This is a genomic window from Geodermatophilus bullaregiensis (assembly GCF_016907675.1).
In the GTDB taxonomy this organism is placed as follows: Bacteria; Actinomycetota; Actinomycetes; order Mycobacteriales; family Geodermatophilaceae; genus Geodermatophilus; species Geodermatophilus bullaregiensis.
In genome coordinates this window covers 37,476-54,471 of record NZ_JAFBCJ010000001.1, presented here as the reverse complement: position 1 = coordinate 54,471, position 16,996 = coordinate 37,476, and the positions used below count along the sequence as shown (strand labels likewise).

Annotated in this window: 11 protein-coding genes; 8 read left to right on the top strand and 3 right to left on the bottom strand. The window is 68.5% G+C overall.

Annotated elements, in window-relative coordinates:
- The first annotated feature begins 74 nt into the window (after positions 1 to 74).
- Both JOD57_RS00205 and JOD57_RS00200 read left to right on the top strand, forming a co-directional pair.
- Positions 75 to 5,957, top strand: a complete 5,883-nt coding sequence (locus tag JOD57_RS00205; RefSeq protein ID WP_204690045.1) for an AAA family ATPase — start codon at positions 75 to 77, stop codon at positions 5,955 to 5,957.
- Positions 5,954 to 7,123: a hypothetical protein gene (locus tag JOD57_RS00200; RefSeq protein WP_204690044.1), complete on the top strand. Its 1,170-nt coding sequence runs from the start codon at positions 5,954 to 5,956 to the stop codon at positions 7,121 to 7,123. Before JOD57_RS00205 ends, JOD57_RS00200 begins: the two co-directional genes overlap by 4 nt.
- Before the next feature lie 156 nt (positions 7,124 to 7,279).
- Here the strand turns inward: JOD57_RS00200 and JOD57_RS00195 are convergent, their stop codons facing one another.
- On the bottom strand, positions 7,280 to 8,185 hold the full coding sequence (locus tag JOD57_RS00195; protein ID WP_204690043.1) for a ComF family protein: 906 nt from the start codon (positions 8,183 to 8,185) through the stop codon (positions 7,280 to 7,282).
- A 637-nt stretch (positions 8,186 to 8,822) separates the two neighbouring features.
- Between JOD57_RS00195 and JOD57_RS00190 the strand changes: the two genes are divergently transcribed.
- From JOD57_RS00190 to JOD57_RS00180, 3 genes are read left to right on the top strand one after another with little or no spacing between them, the layout of a single operon-like run.
- Positions 8,823 to 9,773, top strand: coding sequence for a DNA-processing protein DprA (locus tag JOD57_RS00190; RefSeq protein WP_204690042.1), 951 nt, complete (start codon positions 8,823 to 8,825; stop codon positions 9,771 to 9,773).
- Positions 9,752 to 10,342 carry an HAD family hydrolase gene (locus JOD57_RS00185; RefSeq protein WP_204690041.1) on the top strand — a complete coding sequence of 197 codons (591 nt, stop codon included), beginning with the start codon at positions 9,752 to 9,754 and terminating at the stop codon, positions 10,340 to 10,342. Before JOD57_RS00190 ends, JOD57_RS00185 begins: the two co-directional genes overlap by 22 nt.
- Complete coding sequence (locus tag JOD57_RS00180) at positions 10,339 to 11,445, top strand: hypothetical protein (RefSeq protein WP_204690040.1); 1,107 nt, start codon at positions 10,339 to 10,341, stop codon at positions 11,443 to 11,445. Before JOD57_RS00185 ends, JOD57_RS00180 begins: the two co-directional genes overlap by 4 nt.
- 121 nt (positions 11,446 to 11,566) lie before the next feature.
- Here the strand turns inward: JOD57_RS00180 and JOD57_RS00175 are convergent, their stop codons facing one another.
- On the bottom strand, positions 11,567 to 12,709 hold the full coding sequence (locus JOD57_RS00175) for a hypothetical protein (RefSeq protein ID WP_204690039.1): 1,143 nt from the start codon (positions 12,707 to 12,709) through the stop codon (positions 11,567 to 11,569).
- A gap of 1,244 nt (positions 12,710 to 13,953) precedes the next feature.
- Here JOD57_RS00175 and JOD57_RS00170 point away from each other — a divergent pair.
- Genes JOD57_RS00170 through JOD57_RS00160 form a run of 3 tightly spaced genes read left to right on the top strand, consistent with a single transcriptional unit; the run spans position 13,954 to position 15,833 of the window.
- Positions 13,954 to 14,886: a tyrosine-type recombinase/integrase gene (locus JOD57_RS00170; RefSeq protein ID WP_204690038.1), complete on the top strand. Its 933-nt coding sequence runs from the start codon at positions 13,954 to 13,956 to the stop codon at positions 14,884 to 14,886.
- A 25-nt stretch (positions 14,887 to 14,911) separates the two neighbouring features.
- Positions 14,912 to 15,487: a hypothetical protein gene (locus JOD57_RS00165; protein WP_204690037.1), complete on the top strand. Its 576-nt coding sequence runs from the start codon at positions 14,912 to 14,914 to the stop codon at positions 15,485 to 15,487.
- Between the two features lie 22 nt (positions 15,488 to 15,509).
- Positions 15,510 to 15,833, top strand: a complete 324-nt coding sequence (locus JOD57_RS00160) for a helix-turn-helix domain-containing protein (RefSeq protein ID WP_204690036.1) — start codon at positions 15,510 to 15,512, stop codon at positions 15,831 to 15,833.
- Positions 15,834 to 15,876: 43 nt separating this feature from the next.
- Here JOD57_RS00160 and JOD57_RS00155 read toward each other — a convergent pair whose 3' ends face one another.
- Positions 15,877 to 16,341 (bottom strand): nucleotidyltransferase domain-containing protein, encoded by a 465-nt coding sequence (locus JOD57_RS00155; protein WP_204690035.1) that lies wholly within the window; start codon positions 16,339 to 16,341, stop codon positions 15,877 to 15,879.
- Positions 16,342 to 16,996: the final 655 nt, after the last annotated feature.

Below are 16,996 nucleotides of genomic sequence, written 5' to 3'. Positions count from 1 at the left end.
GACGCTCCGCTGACTGCGGGGGAAAGGACGAGTTGGTGACAGCTGGTTGTGAGCTTGGACAAGCCGTCACGGCCTTGTCCCAGGAGGACTGGAAGCAGGCACTCCATCATCTCGGCCAGGATGGTCGTCGGGCGCTCGGGAGCATCCTGAAGACGACGGTCTCCGGGCGTGCCAAGGAGATCGGGCTGCTCCAGTTCAAGGCTGCTGCGCTAGGCGACACGGGTAAGCACAAGGTTGCCCGGGTCTTGAGTGAGCCGGCACATCAAGTCGCCGTCGAGCTGTTGGGCGACTCCGTGGACGACCCGGATGTGCTGGATTTCCGTCGTATCTGGGACGAGTGGGCGTCCCGGTGCACACCGGCGTTGGCTCGGCTGTGCCTCTTAGTGACCGAAGACCTCGACGAGCCTGCTGCCGCCTCCGCGCGGGCATTTCTGACAGCGCTAGCCGGTGAGTCCGCGGCCACGGTGCCTCGCGACCCTGACGGCGAGGAGCAGGCGGAGCCGGCTCCGCAGCCACGGGAGCGGATCGTGCTCGAACCCCAAGAGGTGGTCCGCACGCTGCAAGCTCTCGCCGATGCGCTCGCTGAAGCGCAGCTGGCGGTCGGCGACGATGCGCGGCAGATCCTGGAGAGCGTGCACAGCGACGCGCTCGTGCCTGAGCAGCTCGTGGACTCATTGGGCGCCGCCGCGACGAGGGCTCGCCAGGCGGTGACCGAAGCAGCCGGCTTGCTCGCGGCCTCGCAGCTGGACGTGCAACTGGTGGAGCCCCTAACGCCATCGTTCGGCGAGGCGGTCCGGTCGGCAACCGAGGCGGCAGAAGCGCGCGAGCGGCAACTCGAGGCGGACAGGCGGCGCGCCGCGTTGGTGTCCCGTCGCGACCGTGTCGCCGCTGCCGCTCGTCCGTTGCGTTCGGTGGAGGGGCCAGCCGAGTACAGCGAAGCAGTCGAGGGGTTGCGGCGCGCGGCTACGCCGCCAGAGGACGAGGAGCAACTGCTTGCGTGGCTGGAGGCCGCGCCCGTTCTACAGATGTTGGTCGAGCACCTCCGCGGTGAGCGCACCCTCGACGCCGGCTCCTACGAGGCGCTGTCCGACCTGACCTCACCACTGGTTTTGGGCCTGGCTCTCGCCGGCAAGCTCCGGCTGGAGGCCATGCCGCGGTCTGCGGACGAGGCGCCACCGGAAGGGTGGCCGTCGACGTCCGATGCCGTGGAGACCACGACCTCAGCGATCGATGCCCCAACTCGCGACGGCGACGAAGGCAGATCGATGGAGCAGACGGTCGAGCCGATGGTGGAGGCAACACCGCCGGCTGAGCTCGTCGATACGACCGGCGATCCGGTAGGCCAGCAGGAGATCGACGCGCTCCCGTCCCCGTCGCTTCAAGTCGCCGAACCGGCCGCACTCGACGTCGGTGCTGCCGACCGGGACACCGCTTCCCCCCCTTCTTCGACAGCAGCCCGAGGACACCAGTGCTCGGCATCCGAAGGGACCCAATCGCGCACGGAGGACCAGGGGCAGTCCCAGTCAGACGGCGACGCCGCATGGCGCGACCACCACCTCCCACCGACATCCACGTATCCGGTGTCGGAATCGCCTTCGACACAGGGTTCGAGCGTCCGTGATACGGAAGCTCCGCCATCCACCGCCGCGATCTGGGCGGGCCTGCATCGCCTGATCGGAGACGGCCACATGGGTGCCGCCGCATGGGCCGCGCGCGGCCACGAGGCGGCCTGGGGTGCATCACTGGAAGTACTTGCTCTGGCCGCTGCCCTGCGAAGCGATGCAGGGCCGCTGTCGGCGGCGTTGTGGACCCGCACCCAGGCCTGGGTCGATCTGCCCACTGGATCCGCTGCTAAAGCCCTGGCGGCCGGTTTGTGTCTTGCCGCTCCGATCGCACCCTTTGCCGGCGCAGCGGACGTGCTTGAACTCCTCGGGCCGCAGCTACCCAAGGAGTCCTCCCTCCGGGAGTTGTCGACTGCAGTCGTGGCGGCCGCCCGTAAGGGCCTCGTCCTGGGGCTTGCCCCCGCTGTCCACCCCGGTGCCGCGGATGCAGCGGATGCAGATGGGCAGGTGATGGATGCCCGATCGGCTGCCGAGGCACAGCTGGACACCGCCCCTGCCCGGACCCTGAAATTCCACCGGGCGACGCGGGTGTACCAGGACTGGATGGCCGAGGGCGGCCTGCTCGGGAAGCTGCTCGTCGCCGTCCGCGACGATCAGCGAGCCCAGATGGACGGTGTCCGTCGGGCGGCCCTCGCCCTTCAGGACGACCGGACGCTGGAGCGGGCGATCGACGAGACCGACGGCCGCCTCCGAGGTCCGCAAGCCACCACGAGGATCGTGGCTGATCCCCGACTCAAGCTCATCGAGCTCGCCCGGGAGGCGCTGGCCGTCGTCGACGTCTGGTGTCGTGCGGTCGCCGCTCTCAGAAGCAGTGACTCGCAGCGACGTCCCGACAGCATCGCCGTCGAGATTCGCCGGTCAGCTACGTCGGTGTTGGAGGAGTTCCGGGGCGAAGACTCCGTCGGTAACGCAGGCACCGAGGAGACTGTCGCGCACCGCGCAGTCGTCCTGGGCACGGAGCTACTCGTCCGGCGTCTCGACGAAGGAGTACCCGGGGCGGAGGAGCGCTCGCCGGAGCAGGTGCTCGACGAATGGCTCCCGTACGTCTTCGAGGTGTCCCTCGACCGGACCTCCTGGTCCGCGGTGCCCGAGGCGGCGGTCCCCGGCCTGCTGGCGGCGCCGTACAGGACAGCCTTGACCGCGTACGAGGGCTTCGCCGCTCGTATGGACCACGCCGGAAGCCGCCGACTGCTCGATGCGCTGCACGACGAGAGCCCCGAGCTGCTGACCCGGCTGGCTGAACGGAGAGAGCTCGACCTCCGCGCTGCCCATGCGGCAATCGGTCGCCGGCTCCACCGCCTCCGGTCGACGTTCGCCGAGTTGGAGGCGTATCCCGGAGCCATCGAGGAAGGGCAGGCCGTCGTCCTCCGCGGGCTGCTCCTCGACGCCGAGCACCCCGTCGACGACGACCTGCTGAAGGCCTCGACCCGGCTCGACGAGAGCGAGGTCGTGCTGGACCGCGCTCGTGAGCACGTCACGGCCGACCTGCTCAACGAGCTCGGCTCCGCGGAACTCGACGAGGACAACGAGCGAGCGGTACTCGACCTACTGGCACACGGCGCCCTCGCAGCCGCCCACGAGCGCCTGGACGCGTCGCGCGGTCGCGTCTTGCGCAGCGCCGGGCCCATGGAGGGGTATCAGCGACTGCAGCGCGAGCTTTGGTCGAGCGGTATCGAAGCTGCCACTAGGGCGGACACCTTCGATCGGGCGATCGCTGCTCTCACCGAGGGAAGGTCCTTGGAGCCCTTCGGCCCGGGGCCGGCCGAAGCGGCCATGCGCCGCGGCCACGCGGAGGCCCTCGACGCCTGGCGTGCCCTCTTCCGCGACAAGCGGGCGGGCGACTTCGACGGGCGACTGCGCGCCGTCCTGGCGCTCCTGGCACTGCAGGGCCCCACGCCGAGGAGCGATCCCGGTGCTCGCCCCCAGGGAACCGACCTGGCGGTCGACGTCCTCGAGGCTCGCCCCGTCCTGCCGGTGGTCATGCACGAGCTGGGATCCGGCGCCGCGGGCCGCTATCGAGTCCACGTCGTCTGGGGCGAGATGTCGGCAGATCGGCTCGTCAGTCTCGCCCTCAGCGATCGCAAGGCCTCTCCCCACCTCGTCCTCTACCGGGGAGTGCTCACCCGCAATCAGCGTCACGCTCTGGCTGTCGCGGCGCGAGACGAGGGCGCATCATCGCGTCGAATACTCGTCGTCGACGAGGCAGTCGTCCTGACGATGGCCTTTTATCCTGCGCCGACGTTCGCGCTCCTGGAGCACCTGGTACTGCCCTTCGCGCGCGTGTCGGCGTTCACGCCCGACGTGGCCGGCAACGTGCCGCCCGAACTCTTCCGGGGACGCCGCCGAGAGCTGGAAGCAGTCCTCGACCCGCGCGGCAGCAGCTTCGTCTACGGCGGCCGCCAGGTGGGCAAGAGCGCGCTCCTGCGCGCTGCTGCCCGCGAAGTAGAGGGCGCACGCGATCGGGATCGGCGCGCGGTCTACATGGACGTCCGGAGTCTCGGACTCGGGCTGTGGCGGGATCCTGACGAGTTCTGGCTCGACCTGCTCGAGGAGCTGCAGCGCGTCGGCGTCGTTACCGAACGTTCCAGCAAGACCGCCCGTGGCGAAGCGGCCGTCTCGCACATTCGCAACTGGCTGCAGGCTGTCGAAGGCAGGACACTGCTGGTCCTCCTCGACGAGTGCGACGACCTCCTCGACGCCGACGCTCGCAAGGACTTTCCCATCGTCGAGCGCCTGCGGGGCTTGATGAACGTCACGGACAGACGCTTCAAGGTTGTGCTCGCCGGGCTCCACCAGGTGCAACGGTTCGAGCGGCAAAGGAACGTTCCCCTTGCTCACTTCGCCCAGCAGCCGGTCAACGTCGGTCCGCTAGATCCTGCCGACGCAGTAGAACTGCTGGGAGTACCGCTCTCGGCCCTCGGATACACCTTGAGTGACGCCGCCACGTGGCACCTGCTCTCGGAGACGAATTACCAGGCCGGAATGGTCCAGGTGTTCGGCCAGGCACTGCTGCGCGACCTCCTCTCCACACCTCGGCGCGGCGGTGTCATACCGACGGTGATCGAGCGGTCGGACGTCGAGCGGGTCTACAAGGACGCCGACCTGGGCGAGCAGATGCGCCGGCGCTTCATGCTCACCATCAATCTCGACGACCGTTATCGCTGCATCGCCTTCGTACTGGCTCTGCGCAACCTGCAGCAGGGGATGAACGCCGACTACGAGGAAGGCGAGCTCCGGGACGCCTGCGCGTACTGGTGGCCCGAGGGCTTCTCGTCGATGCGGCCGGCCCTCTTCGCCGGGCTGGTCGAGGAGATGCTGGGTCTGGGCGTCGTCATCCAAGTCGAGGGGCGCCTGCGCATACGAAACCCCAATGTCGTCCGTCTTCTCGGCAGTCGACCTCACATCGAGGCCGAACTACTCGACTTCGAAGGGCACCAACCGTCCCCTGGCTTCCAGGCGTCTTTGTATCGGCGTCCACTCCCCGACGGTGGCCGCAGCCCGCTGAGCGAGGAGGAACTGGCCGCCCTCGTAGAGGTCGACGCCCCCGGTCTTACCCTCGTCGGCGGGAGCACAGCCCTGGGCATCGAGCAGGTGGCGGCGGCCGTCGCCGCCAAGATCGGAGCTCGCCGGTCCGAAATCACATTCGCCGCGGACGTCCCCCCGGACGAGCTGGCGGCACGTCTGGCGGCCGCGGAGGACCGCGTCGTCCTCGCAGCAGACTGCCGAGGCCTGAGCCTGGAGGAGGCAGCCAAGGTCGCGCAGGAGACGCAGGCGGTGGTCGACAAGATGTCGTCCCGGACCGCGATGCGGCGCGCGATCATGGTGCTCGGCCCTGGGCAGCTTGCCCTCTGGGCAGACTTCGCTCCGTCGCGGCCGGGCCTTGAGCGCACCACTCGGTTGGGGCTCCGGCGTCTCGATCGAGGGGCACTCGAGGCGTGGGTCGGCGAGGAACGTCTCGACCTCGACCGCGCATCCTGCACGGTCCTCCTGAACGCCACAGGCGGCTGGCCTGCGGTGCTCAACCGCGTCCTACGGAAGGCACCGAGGATCCCCTGGGCGGTTGCCGCCTCGGGAGCACGGGACGAGATCCTCGCGGCAGGACGCTTTCCCGAGGATGCGCTCGGGGGCCCATCGAGCGTTCAGGAGGTGGTCCGGGCCCTCCTCGAGATCGGCGAGCCGGTCACCTGGGAGCTCTTGTCGGACCTCGTGGGCGACGCGGCCAGTGAGGACACCCGCGAGGCCCTCGCCGCGCTGCAGCTCACGACGGCGCGCGAGGATCAGCGGTTCGAGCTCGAGCCGTTCCTCGCCGCGGCCCTCAGGAACCGCAGCCGATGACCAACTCCCCCATCACCGGCTACTGGGCGTTACCCGGTCCTCGCGATTTCCTCAAGGATGTGGACCGCGCGCTGAGAGAAGCCGGCTGGCGGCAGCCAGTCGTCGTAGCGATTCCCGACTACGGAGGCCCTCCCGACCTCTTCTCCGAGTTGGTGACGCGGCCGTCACCACGGCGCCTCGTCGAGGTCCGGCTGACACGCGACGACACCGACTGCGTAGTCGCCGAGTGTCTGAAGGCGGCAGGCCATCCCCTGCCCGACCACGTCCCCAGTGTCCAGGACTTCGTCACAGCTGATCTCGCGGAGCATCTGCTCGTGATCGACGCGACATCGCTGAGCTCGGAGCAGATGGCCGAGCTCAATCTGGTCATGGCTGCCGCAGCAGCTTTGGCGCACAACGCCCCTGCGGGATCGATGCCTGTGCAGGTCGTTACCGTCGCTTCCGGCCGGCACGCGCGAGACGCAGCGGAGATTCCCGGCCTGACCGTCCTTCACTGGTGGGGTCGCCTCAGCCGCCTAGACACGGCGCTATTGCTGCGCACCGCCAATAGCCCACGTCGCTCCGACGCAACCCGCCAGACGGCCATCCTGGAGGTCGCGCGCTTCGACCTGACCTTGGCGCTGCACCTTCTCGATGCATGGGACGGCTGCCCTCAGTCCCTCTGCGGCGTCCTGTTGGACTACTCGGGCTCCAAGCCCGAGCTGCTGGCGGCCGCGCCTGCAGTGCGGACGGCGCCTGACGATCGACCGGGCACGGAGCTCATGGAGGCGTGGGCCTCAGGTGCCTGCGACCGCTGGGACGGCGAGGGCGTCACCTGGCACGCCAGCGCCGTCGCCAAGCACGACCCGGACCAACTCCAGCGAGCGCTCTGGCGTGCCCAAGCCGCGACGCTGCTCCCGCTGCTAGATCAACAGCGGGAACGCGTGCTGGCTTGGCTCGACCGTCAGGGGCATGCACAACGTCTGCGCCAGGAGGCCCGTGGTGACCTGATCGAAATCGCGGACCTCTGGTACTACATGCGCAAGCGAGCCGGCATGGACAAACGCCCGCAGATGGCCCTGGTGACGTGGCTGCGCGACGCACGGAACGACGTGGCTCACCTCAAGTGCCTGGACGAGGAGCGACTCCAGACGGGGCTGACCCTAATCGCCGAGACGCCCCTGTAGACCAACCGACCGGTCGCGCTCAAGCCGGCGGCTCCCCGCACGTCAAGGCATGACGGGCGTCGCTCGCCTTACGGACTGGCATCGGCGGCCAATCGCTGCCTCTTGTTGGCCGAGGTCGAGCAGCGAGGCATGCACGCCTCCACCGCGTAGGCGCATTCAGCCCTCGGTTTGGGCGAGGCAGCAGGCCAGGACCCGTGCTGCGCCCGCGTCGCGGAGTGCCTTGGCACAGGCGACCAGGGTGCCGCCCGTGGTGGTGATGTCGTCGACCAACAGCACAACCCGGCCGCGGACCCGGTCCGCCTGGCGCCCTAACGTGAATGCCTCCTGGGCCGCCTGCCGGCGCTCCTCGCGGTGCAGCTTCTTCATTTCGATGTGCGCCTTGTCGGGCCGCCACATCAGCGCCTCCGGTGCCTGTGGCATGGCGAGCATGCACTGAACGCCGCTGGCGAGCTCATCGGGGAGGCTGGCCATCCGGTTGGCGTAACGCGTCGGGTTCGGCGGCACGGGCACGACCATCTCGGCCGCCTTCGGCAGATCGGTGATCTCGATGAGATACCGGCAGAAGTACCCCACGGCCAGCCGGTAGATCGCCTCGCGTTCGGCCTCCTCCTCCGGCGGGGCCTTGCTCATCCTCAGGTACTGCGACCACGGCGCCTCGGCGCGGTTCCCCCAGGCGTAGTACGCACCGCAGGCGTAGACCGCGTGCACGTCCGGGCGCAGTCGGTTCGGGCGCAGCCAGGACGGAGGCGGCACCTTCGCCGCGATGACGCTGAAGCGCGCCTCGGGCAGGAGCGGTTCCCGTCTCCGCAGCAGCCCGAGCCGCTCCTGACGCGCCGGGGTGGGCTCGTACCGCGCGGCCTCGGCGGCAGCGTCCTCCGCCGCTCCCCACCGCCGGGCGTTCACGTGCTCCCGCGAGAGCGCGTCCTGACAGGCCGCCGCCAGCGCCGCTGGTCGATCGGCGGGAGCAAGCGCCTCTAGCCACTGCCATGCCGCGGCGGCGTCGCCACCGGCCAACGCGGTCGCCGCTTGAGCCACCGACAGGGCCACCAATGACGCGGTCATGTTGGCGAACCTATGCCGCAGTGCACGTGCGGGTCTCGACCCCTTCAGTGCGTCTCGCCCAGCCGCGTGACGAGAGTCCGCTCCCACGATGCCTTGTCGTGGTCTGTCGCCCTGGCCGCACATGGCGATTCTTTTGGGTCAGAACCGGCCGTCAATCGGTCCAGCGCTGGAAGCCCCACGGCAAAATCGTGGTGTGGCAGACGACGGCATGGAGGCGGAGTCCGTATCCGCAGAGTCCCTCTCGGGGCAGTCGCCCTCGGCAGAGCCTCCCACGGCGTCCCCACCCGCGGAGCCCCGGGCGACAGAGCCCCCCGCGACAGAGCCCCCCGCGACAGAGCCCCCCGCGACAGAGCCCCCCGCGACAGAGCCCCCCGCGACAGAGCCCCCCGCGACAGAGCCCCTCCCGGCAGAGTTTCTGCTGGAGCTCCGCCGGGCTGCGCAGCGGTTCCTCAGCCCTTGGACGGACGAAGTCCGCTTCGAGGATCTGTCGCCTGCGAGAACCAAGGCCGTGCGTGCCGCCGCGGACGATCTTGTTCGACTCGTTCAGTCTGCTCGAATCGCAGGCGCCGACGCCCCCCCGACTACAAAGCACGCTCCTAGGCGCCAGAGGCGATCAGTCGAGGACGATCTCGCCCGTGTGTCGCCCGAGCTGGAGGCTCAGGTCGGGGTGACGCATGATCGACTGACGCTGCTGTTCATACTCGACGGGCTCAAGGGATTCGGCCCTCAGAAGTTCAAGGCCCTCCACGACCATGCCGTGGATGTCGAGGCAGTGGTGCGGAACCCTGAGCATCTCCCGCTCCCTGGCAAGACCGGCGACCAACTGCGACAGGCCCTTGCCGGGCTGACCGATGCCGAGCGTGTGCTCGCCCACGACCGCGCCGCTCGGCAACTGGTCAGCGCGGCCGACCGCGGGGCGCAGATTCTCACCTACGACCATCCCGCCTACCCACGCAAGGTCTTCGTCAGCAACAACCCCGTCCCCGTGCTGTACGCCCGCGGTGACGTCCAGGCCTGGAACGGGGGCAAGGCCGTGGCGTGCGTCGGCTCGCGGAACATCAGGGAGCCGTACTCCGGGCTGCAGAGCCGGTTCGCCGCCCACGCAGCGGGCGCCGGTGCGGTGATCGTTTCAGGGTTTGCGTTGGGCGCCGACACGGTCGCTCATCGAGCCGCGGTGGAAGCCGGCGGCGCCACGGTCTGCGTCATGCCGGGCGGGCTCGACCGTCCCTTCCCCCCAGAGAACAAGGAGCTGTTCGAACAGCTCGTGAAGACGCCGAAGGTTGCGTTCCTGAGCGAGTTCCCGTTCGGCACGGGCGCGTCCGGGATGAATCTCCGCAAGCGCAACAAGCTCATCGTCGCCGCCGCAGCTGGGGTGTTCATCGGGCAGAGCTCCAGCGACGGCGGCGCCATGAACGCCTTCCGCTTCGCCCTCGAGCAACGCAAGCCGGTCGCGACCTTCCTGTCGGATGGCACCGGCGACACGAGCGGGAACCAGCAGATCGAGGCGGAGACCAAGGTGCCGACGGTGGCCTTCCCGACCGAAACCAATCCGGAGGCCTGGGACGCATGGCTGTCTCGGCTCTCCTGATCGATCTCGACGGCACGCTCTGGGACAGCGCCCCCTGGTACGCCTCCCTGCTGGAACCAGATGACCGGAGACGGCGTCAACGGCTGGCGGAACAGCTCCGCGACTCGTCGGCCGGGCTCCGGGCCGCTCCCCTCCTACGCGAGCGATACAGCGCGGCCGGCTTCACGACGGCCTGCATGCAGAGAGGTGCCCGCCTGCGCCTCTACCCGGGTGCAGAAGAGGTTTTGCGCCGGCTGCGCCGGCGGATCGCGCTTGGGGTGGTGACCAGCCTGCCGGGCTGGATGACCCATCCCATGCTCGCCGCCCACGGGCTCGACGACCTGTTCACGGTCGTTCAGACGGCAAAGTGGGGCGTGCCCTCCAAACCGCATCCGGCCGGGATCCGCCACGCCGTCGCGGCGCTGGCAGTGCCGCCCGCCGACGTCGTCTACCTCGGCGACGCCCGGACTGATCTGGCGGCCGCGATGGCTGCGCCGGTTCCCTTTCGCTGGGCCGCTTGGGGCTATGACGAGATCCTCACCCCGGTGGACCGGGCCAGCAGCTGGATGGACGTGGGAGAACTGGCATGAAGTGGGTCTACAAGATCTGGGGCGGGTACGACGGTTTCCGGCCGTCCCAGATCCCCGCCCGGATGCTGCCCGGCGGCGAACTGAATCTCGGGTGGGCCAGGTACGCCGACGTCGCCGAGCCCGGCGATGACGTCTGGGTGTGGTTCCACGAGGGCAACCGCTTCACGCCTGGGGTGTACGTCAAGGGCATCGTCGAGTCGATCGACCCCGTCGCGCAGCAGATCGTGTTGCAGACCCAGGAGTGGAGCGACGCCCATCCCCTGACCACGTCCGACGAACATGCCGTCCTCGCAGGTGTGGTCGCGCCGCGCAACCGGCAGGTGTTCGTCCTCCCCGAGGACTTCCGCCGCTTCGAGCACTGCACAGCCGCACTGACGGGAGCACCCAGCTGCGCCGCGCGGCGCTGCGACCACTGCACCCACTGGGCCGACCTGCCGCAGATCAAACCTACTCACGTCTACATGCCCGAGCTGATCGAGGACGACTTTTCGGCGTTCGCCCCGGCGTACTGGGTCATCGCCAACCGCTCGTACGGCTGGAACAACAGCTACAGGCTCCGTCCGGGGATTCACGCCACCAACAGGATGTTCTACCGCTTCAAGACAGGCGAGGCCGCACTTGCCTACCCCTTGGCCAAGGGGATCGTGGCGGCCCTCGCTAAGCAGCGCCTCCTGGAAGCGGACGCTATCGTGCCCGTGCCGCTCAGCCCGGAGAAGATCGCATCGGGGGAGATCCACCGGACACTGCTGTTGTCTCGGAGCCTCGGTCGGCTCATCCAGGTCCCCGTGATCGACGGCCTGGCGCTCACGGCTCCTAAGGGGAAGCGCGCCGCGCAGAACGCCGGCGAGAGCTTCGAACAGTTCCGCGAGGACTACTCGGCGCTGCTCTCGGTCTCCCCAGACCTCGCGGCCCTGGAACGGATCATCGTCGTCGACGACGTCTGCACGTACGGAAACACCCTGGCCGCTGTCGCGGCCGCGTTGCGCGCCGCGGGTGTCGAAGCGGAACTGGTCGCGGCCACCGCCGGCCAGATGACCGTTCGGGACGCGATCGCGGACGACCGGGCCCTGTTCCAGCCGTCACTGACCGAGATGTCGAACTAGCGACACAGGCCCGACCGGCTCACCGCAGGAGCGCGGTGCCGACTCATTTACGCGAGCCGTCGCGTGATTCGTCCGGACGGGCCGTTCCCACAGATCCCTGGATCAGCCCACAACCCATCGGTCAGTCGTTGCCGGTATCCGATCCAGCCGTCGTCGAGGCCTGTGCGGGGACGTCCACCCAGAGGGCTCCCCTACCGCCGAATTCCGCGTAGGGGTCGACGAGGTGAGTGCCGATGATCCGCGCCGCACGCTGGGTGAGAGGTGACTGCAGATTCGGCGGCTCCAGCTCGAAGACCAGCTTGCCGTCCTCGACGGTGAACGATCGGTCCCTCAACGGCCATGCCGCCAAGACCACACGTTTGCCCTTCGCTCCGGACGTCGTCGCCACGACGAACTTGGGCCGGATCGATTTTGGAGCCGCCATGGCACCTTGGAGTGTCCGACCGCTCGTTCGGCTGTAGGACCGGGAACCCTTGTCCCACCATCTCGAGGCGCGCGCGCGGATCACCGGCTCCGTCAGCCCTACTCCGATTGCACCCCGATCGTCGAGGCGATCGCGGGTCAGGTTCACCAGGACGAAGGGTGCGCCCAGCGTGCCGGCCAGCTGTTGGAAGGTCTGTTTCGCTCGGTATGGGAGCTCGGTGACCCCGGGCAGGAAGTCACGAACGTGGTTGAAGAAGCTGGTCCATGGCGCCGCTAGGGAGTCGCCGACCGAATTCAACTGCTCCAGCCCCGCCGCAACGGCGAGCGCGTTGGCCGCTGAGATGAAGGGTTGGCTCACCTCTACCCAAGTAGCGTCATCGGGAAGTTGGCGTTCGGGCCCCATGCCCAGGTAGTCGACCGACAGCAGGCGATAGGCCGTGCGTGACCCAGGGTCACCCTCGACGGCCCCATGTGCCCAAGCCAGGCGAAGAACCTGTCCGTTTGGCCCATCGGAAGCCGGTGAAGCGTCCACCTGTACCGGAGCGAACAGGTCATTGCCGGTGCTCTTGTTGCAGGTCGCCGAGCGCAGGCCCTCGTCCCACAGCAGCACCTCGATGAGCAGCCTCTCGGCATTTGCGAGGTCCTCGAGGTTCGGCTCGGGAAGCGGGAGTATGAGGAGACGAGGCCAACGTCCTTCGTTGACCGTCGTCCGCACCGCCTCGTTCAGAGTCGCGTTGTGCGTTCCAAACCAGTGATTCAACGCGCGCGCGGGCGTCGTAGCCTGTCCGGCATAGCGAGTGGCACCCGCCTCGACGATGTAGAGGTAGTCCGTTCGCGTCACCACACCGAGTGTCTACACGATCCGCGGGACAGCACCGTTGAGTCATCGACGGGGTGTCGTTGCAGGTGATCGTGGCTATGGCGTCTTCATCGTTGTCTGAGCATCGGTCTTGTTGGAGGTAGGCCAGAAGTTGGCCCCGCTGATGCCGTGCATCAGGGCACGTATCGGCGATGGCGACGTTCACCTTGCGTCCGGACAGATGGCTGAGGCCGTGAGGACGGCCCCGGTGCGGCCAGCGGCGATGCAGCCCACCCCTGATGGGACATGACGGGAAGCACCAAGCCAGCCGCGCTTCCTGCCCGGCCGTAATCGCCGCATCCACATTTCGATCGCACGGCCAAGGACGTGTTCCCCATACCGCTGCATCGTGAAGGCGGATCCTTGAAGATGGCTCCCTCAGGAGTGCTGTCTGACACGAACTGAGCTCGGCCGGAGCCGTTGCTACGACACCCACGACCTTGCTCCGCCCGTCCAAGCGGTCCCGTCCGGCTCACCGGATACAAGGTCGTTACTGGTTAGCCCTTAGCGGGCCGGTGGGGCTCAAAGAACCCAGGATCAACACCAGGGTAGTGCTACGCCCGCGATGATCCTGTGCAACCTTCTTGCACGACCCGCTAGCCCGTCGGACGAGGCATCCGGAACTGCAGGAGCCGTGCGAGCCACAGCTATTCAAGGGCCCGGGTGCCCCCACCCGCGAGCGATCGGCCATGAAAATGTCAGGCGCGGACCCCCCGGCGAATCAGTCCGCTCGGTTCATGGGTGGTCGTGGGCGATGAGGAAGTGCAGGACCTCGCGAAGGCTCTGCAGGATCCACCGTGAGGCAGCCGGCGCCACCGATCGCGACGCGTGATTGGTCGGCGGTGGCGGACACAGCAGACAGACCCCCTCCCAGTGCCCGCCGAAGAGCTCCGCGGCCCAAGCGGGGAGCCGGCGGGTTGCAGCTACGCCATCGTCACTGACGAAGTTGCCGCCCGTGAGGGCGAGGACGACAGCGAGGCTGTCAGGGTCGTAAGCCATCGAAATCCTTGTTCGTGCGCACACGGTGGCCAGCCGTGTCACGGCCCGAAGTTGCCTCGGCACAGTCCCCTGCCGCCAACCGGTCCACTACCTCCTCGCCGGACTGCTCGCCGTGCCTATCCCGACGGTTCCGTTTGGCGGCGACGCCGCTGCCCCAGTGGGGCCGGCGATGTCCGCGCTGCGTGTATTATGCTGTCAGCATCATACCTGATGCACGGGAGGTTGCCATGAGGGTCCACGAGCTGGTGCCCGAGGTCCTCTCTGCCATGTCGGACAAGAGCCGTCCCACCTATGCGCGCGGCATTCGCCTGCTCGACGCGGAGCTGGGTGGATACGAGCTAGCAGATGTCCGGCTCACCGACCTGGAGCGGCTGCGCGACCGGCTTCAATCGGAGGTCGGCGTGGCGACGGTGAAACGCGCCCGCGCTGTTGGTCGCCGGTTGCTCGCGTATGACCCCGATGCCCACGGCAAGGGCGCTGCCGAGAACTTCGTGCGCGCCGCCAGGTTCTTCTTCCGCTACGCGTGCAAGGCCGGTCTCTTGTCGCAGTCCCCGGCCATTGAGCTCAAGCCCCCACGACGCCGGCGAGCCCCTGAGCGCCCCTTGACCGAATCGGAGCTGATCCAGATCTGGGACGTGGCAGTCCACACGGGCAAGGATCCCCAGTTGGACGAGCTACTACTCACGTTCCTTCGCCACACCGCCGCTCGACGAGAGGGATGCCTCAACCTTTCGCTGGACCAGCTCCACCACGATCGCCGCAGCATCACGCTGACTGAGAAGGGTGGGGAGGCGCGCGAACTGCCGCTGGCCGCGTGGATCCTGGTTCGACTCGACAGCCTGGCTCGCGCCCGTGGCGCGGTGGGTCCTGGCTCCTCCGTCTTCCGGTACCGGACCGGTGCGCCCCTTACACGGCGCCACTTCAATGCCCTCTTCGACCGCATCGACCGGCACCTGGGCTGGACGGAAGCTCTCGACGTGGCGACCCACTGGATCCGACACACGACCCTTGCCGACATCGCAGCCGTCTCCGACATCCGGGTCGCGGCCGCCTTCGCCGGCCACGCTCCTGGATCACTGGGTGTGATTGGCCGCTACACGCAAGTGACGTTCGAGGACCTCGTCGCGGCCTACGAGAGGGTGTTCGGCCCCCGTGGCTGAGCCGGACGACACTGTGGACACCCCTGTGGCCAAGGCGCTCAGGCAATGGCTCGCCTGGCCGGAAATCCTCGCCGACCCGCTACAGACCGCTGCCGAGGGCGTGTGGACGCGTGCCGACGAGATCCTGCCAGGAGTGCTGTTCCGGCCGGGGACCATCGTGATCGCCGCATGGGGCGAGACCATCTGGCATGGCCGCGTCCACTGGGACTACTCCGAGATCGATCTCCTCTGGGTGGAGAGCGTCGGGGAGCCGATCACTGTTCCCGACCCGGCGGTCGCCTACGACGTCGAGGCCCTCGCCACCCGGATCGCGGATCTGGCCGCCGAGCGCTTGGCCCACTCGGAGCGTTCGACGAGTGCGGCACGTGGGGCGGTACGAGAGGCGGCGAGCGCCTCCCTCGAGGGTGTGATGGCCGACTTCCGAGCGACGCTGGCCGAGGCCGTCGCCGCCGGCCGACGTGACCGCGCCGCTGCCCGTGACGCACTAGGTCTGCTCAACGACCTACCGGCGAAGCAGCGTCAACGCATCCTGGGCGCCCCCGCCGCCTCCGGCCTCTTCCGCTTGGCCCGACTGGCTGCCCCGCCGGGCCGAGAGCACTGATTGGCGGCACTACGCTGCCCGAGTGGCCGCCAACGAGGAGCCCGACTCCCGAGACGACGGGCTGTTGTGGCTGGCCCAGCGCCTGCGATCGATCCGCGCCACCCAGGGGATCGACCTGGCCGTAGCAGCGGAACGAAGCGGCGTTTCCTATCCCTATCTGGCGCAACTCGAGCGCGGCGTCGGGAAGCAACCGACGCTGTCGACGTTGGACGCCATTGCGCGCGGATACGGCCTCCTTCTGACCGAACTCCTGGACGGCGTCTATCCCTACGGCACCCGCCAACGCCCCCAGCGGCGACCGGTTCAGGTTCCCGACCGCCGGTCGCTGCGGTCTCGCCAGCCCTGAAGATCCCGGCCGAGCCTACTAGGACCTCCCAGTGAGCGGGCCCTCACCGGAGCGCCAGCTGCTCCCATGCTGCAGGCCCCGCGAGCACGACCAGTTCGCGGCGCCACGCCTCGGCCAAGTGGTCGCCAGCGCGGACGCTCTCGATGAGCTCACTGAGGGAGATCTCGTAGATCTGGGCGGCGTTGCCGGTCATCGCCTGCACGGCGGTGCGTAGCCTCTCGACTTGTTCCGACCAGGCGACGGCTGGCGGCGTGCTAGCACCGTCGAGCGGACTTGGGACGTCGTCGGGGCGGACCAGGAGTAGGTCGATGTCGCTGTCGGTAGCACCGTCCCCACGAGCGGCCGATCCGAACAGCCCGGCCAGGGCCGGTGCCGGGTACCAGGCGGCGAGCAGGCCGCTCAGACGGGTGCGCAACTGCTGAGGCATGCCGACCAGCGTCTCGACCGCGGGCCAGGCCAGGTGGGTGCGGTTGGCGGTGTAGAGGCACGCGGCCCCGGCGGTGGTCACGCATACGAGACCGTGATCGACGAGCCGATGCAGGACGCGGCGTACGCCTGGTTCACTGCCGCGGCTGGCCAGCCGCGCGATCTCTCGCCCGGTGAGTGGTCGCGTGGTACCCGCCAGGACACGCAGGACCGGCCCGTCGAGAGTCGGCACGACGGCCCGCAAGGGAAGACTGAGATCCACGCCAGTCCCTCCAGGTGTCGTCGCGGACAAAAACAAAAGTACGCACCTCGATCACAAAGTACGCATTGCGTCCCGCCTGAGGCTGACCTGGCGCTTTTTCGATGCGAGAGGACCGACCGCGGGGACCTGCCCGCCTGGGTCCGCCGTGTAGGAGCCAGGCGGCCGGCGGCGCGGCACCTTGGACGACCTTTCAGGGACTGGCTTGTTTCCGGCTCGCCCCCTGGCTCCCAGGGCGCGGCCACTCGCCCTGGGAGCCAGCGCCTAGGAACGATAGGTCTCCCCACCCACACTGGACTTGCACTGCGCCGAGACTCGGGATCCCTTCGGGTCGGTTACTCCGTCCGCTTCTGGATCGGTTGGGCGGACCGACACTCCCGCGCTCGGCCTACGGGCGGTTGTCCCGCGGACCGGGTTGAGAGCCGCGCAGACGGATCGGCGGTTCGATGCCCTCCTCAGGCTCCTCGCGCCGGCGGTC

Bases quoted from the DNA above. Each gene is read 5' to 3' on its own strand.
- JOD57_RS00200 (WP_204690044.1), top strand. From the start codon at position 5,954: ATGACCAACTCCCCCATCACCGGCTACTGGGCGTTACCCGGTCCTCGC.
- JOD57_RS00195 (WP_204690043.1), bottom strand. From the start codon at position 8,185: ATGACCGCGTCATTGGTGGCCCTGTCGGTGGCTCAAGCGGCGACCGCG.
- JOD57_RS00185 (WP_204690041.1), top strand. From the start codon at position 9,752: ATGGCTGTCTCGGCTCTCCTGATCGATCTCGACGGCACGCTCTGGGAC.
- JOD57_RS00180 (WP_204690040.1), top strand. From the start codon at position 10,339: ATGAAGTGGGTCTACAAGATCTGGGGCGGGTACGACGGTTTCCGGCCG.
- JOD57_RS00170 (WP_204690038.1), top strand. From the start codon at position 13,954: ATGAGGGTCCACGAGCTGGTGCCCGAGGTCCTCTCTGCCATGTCGGAC.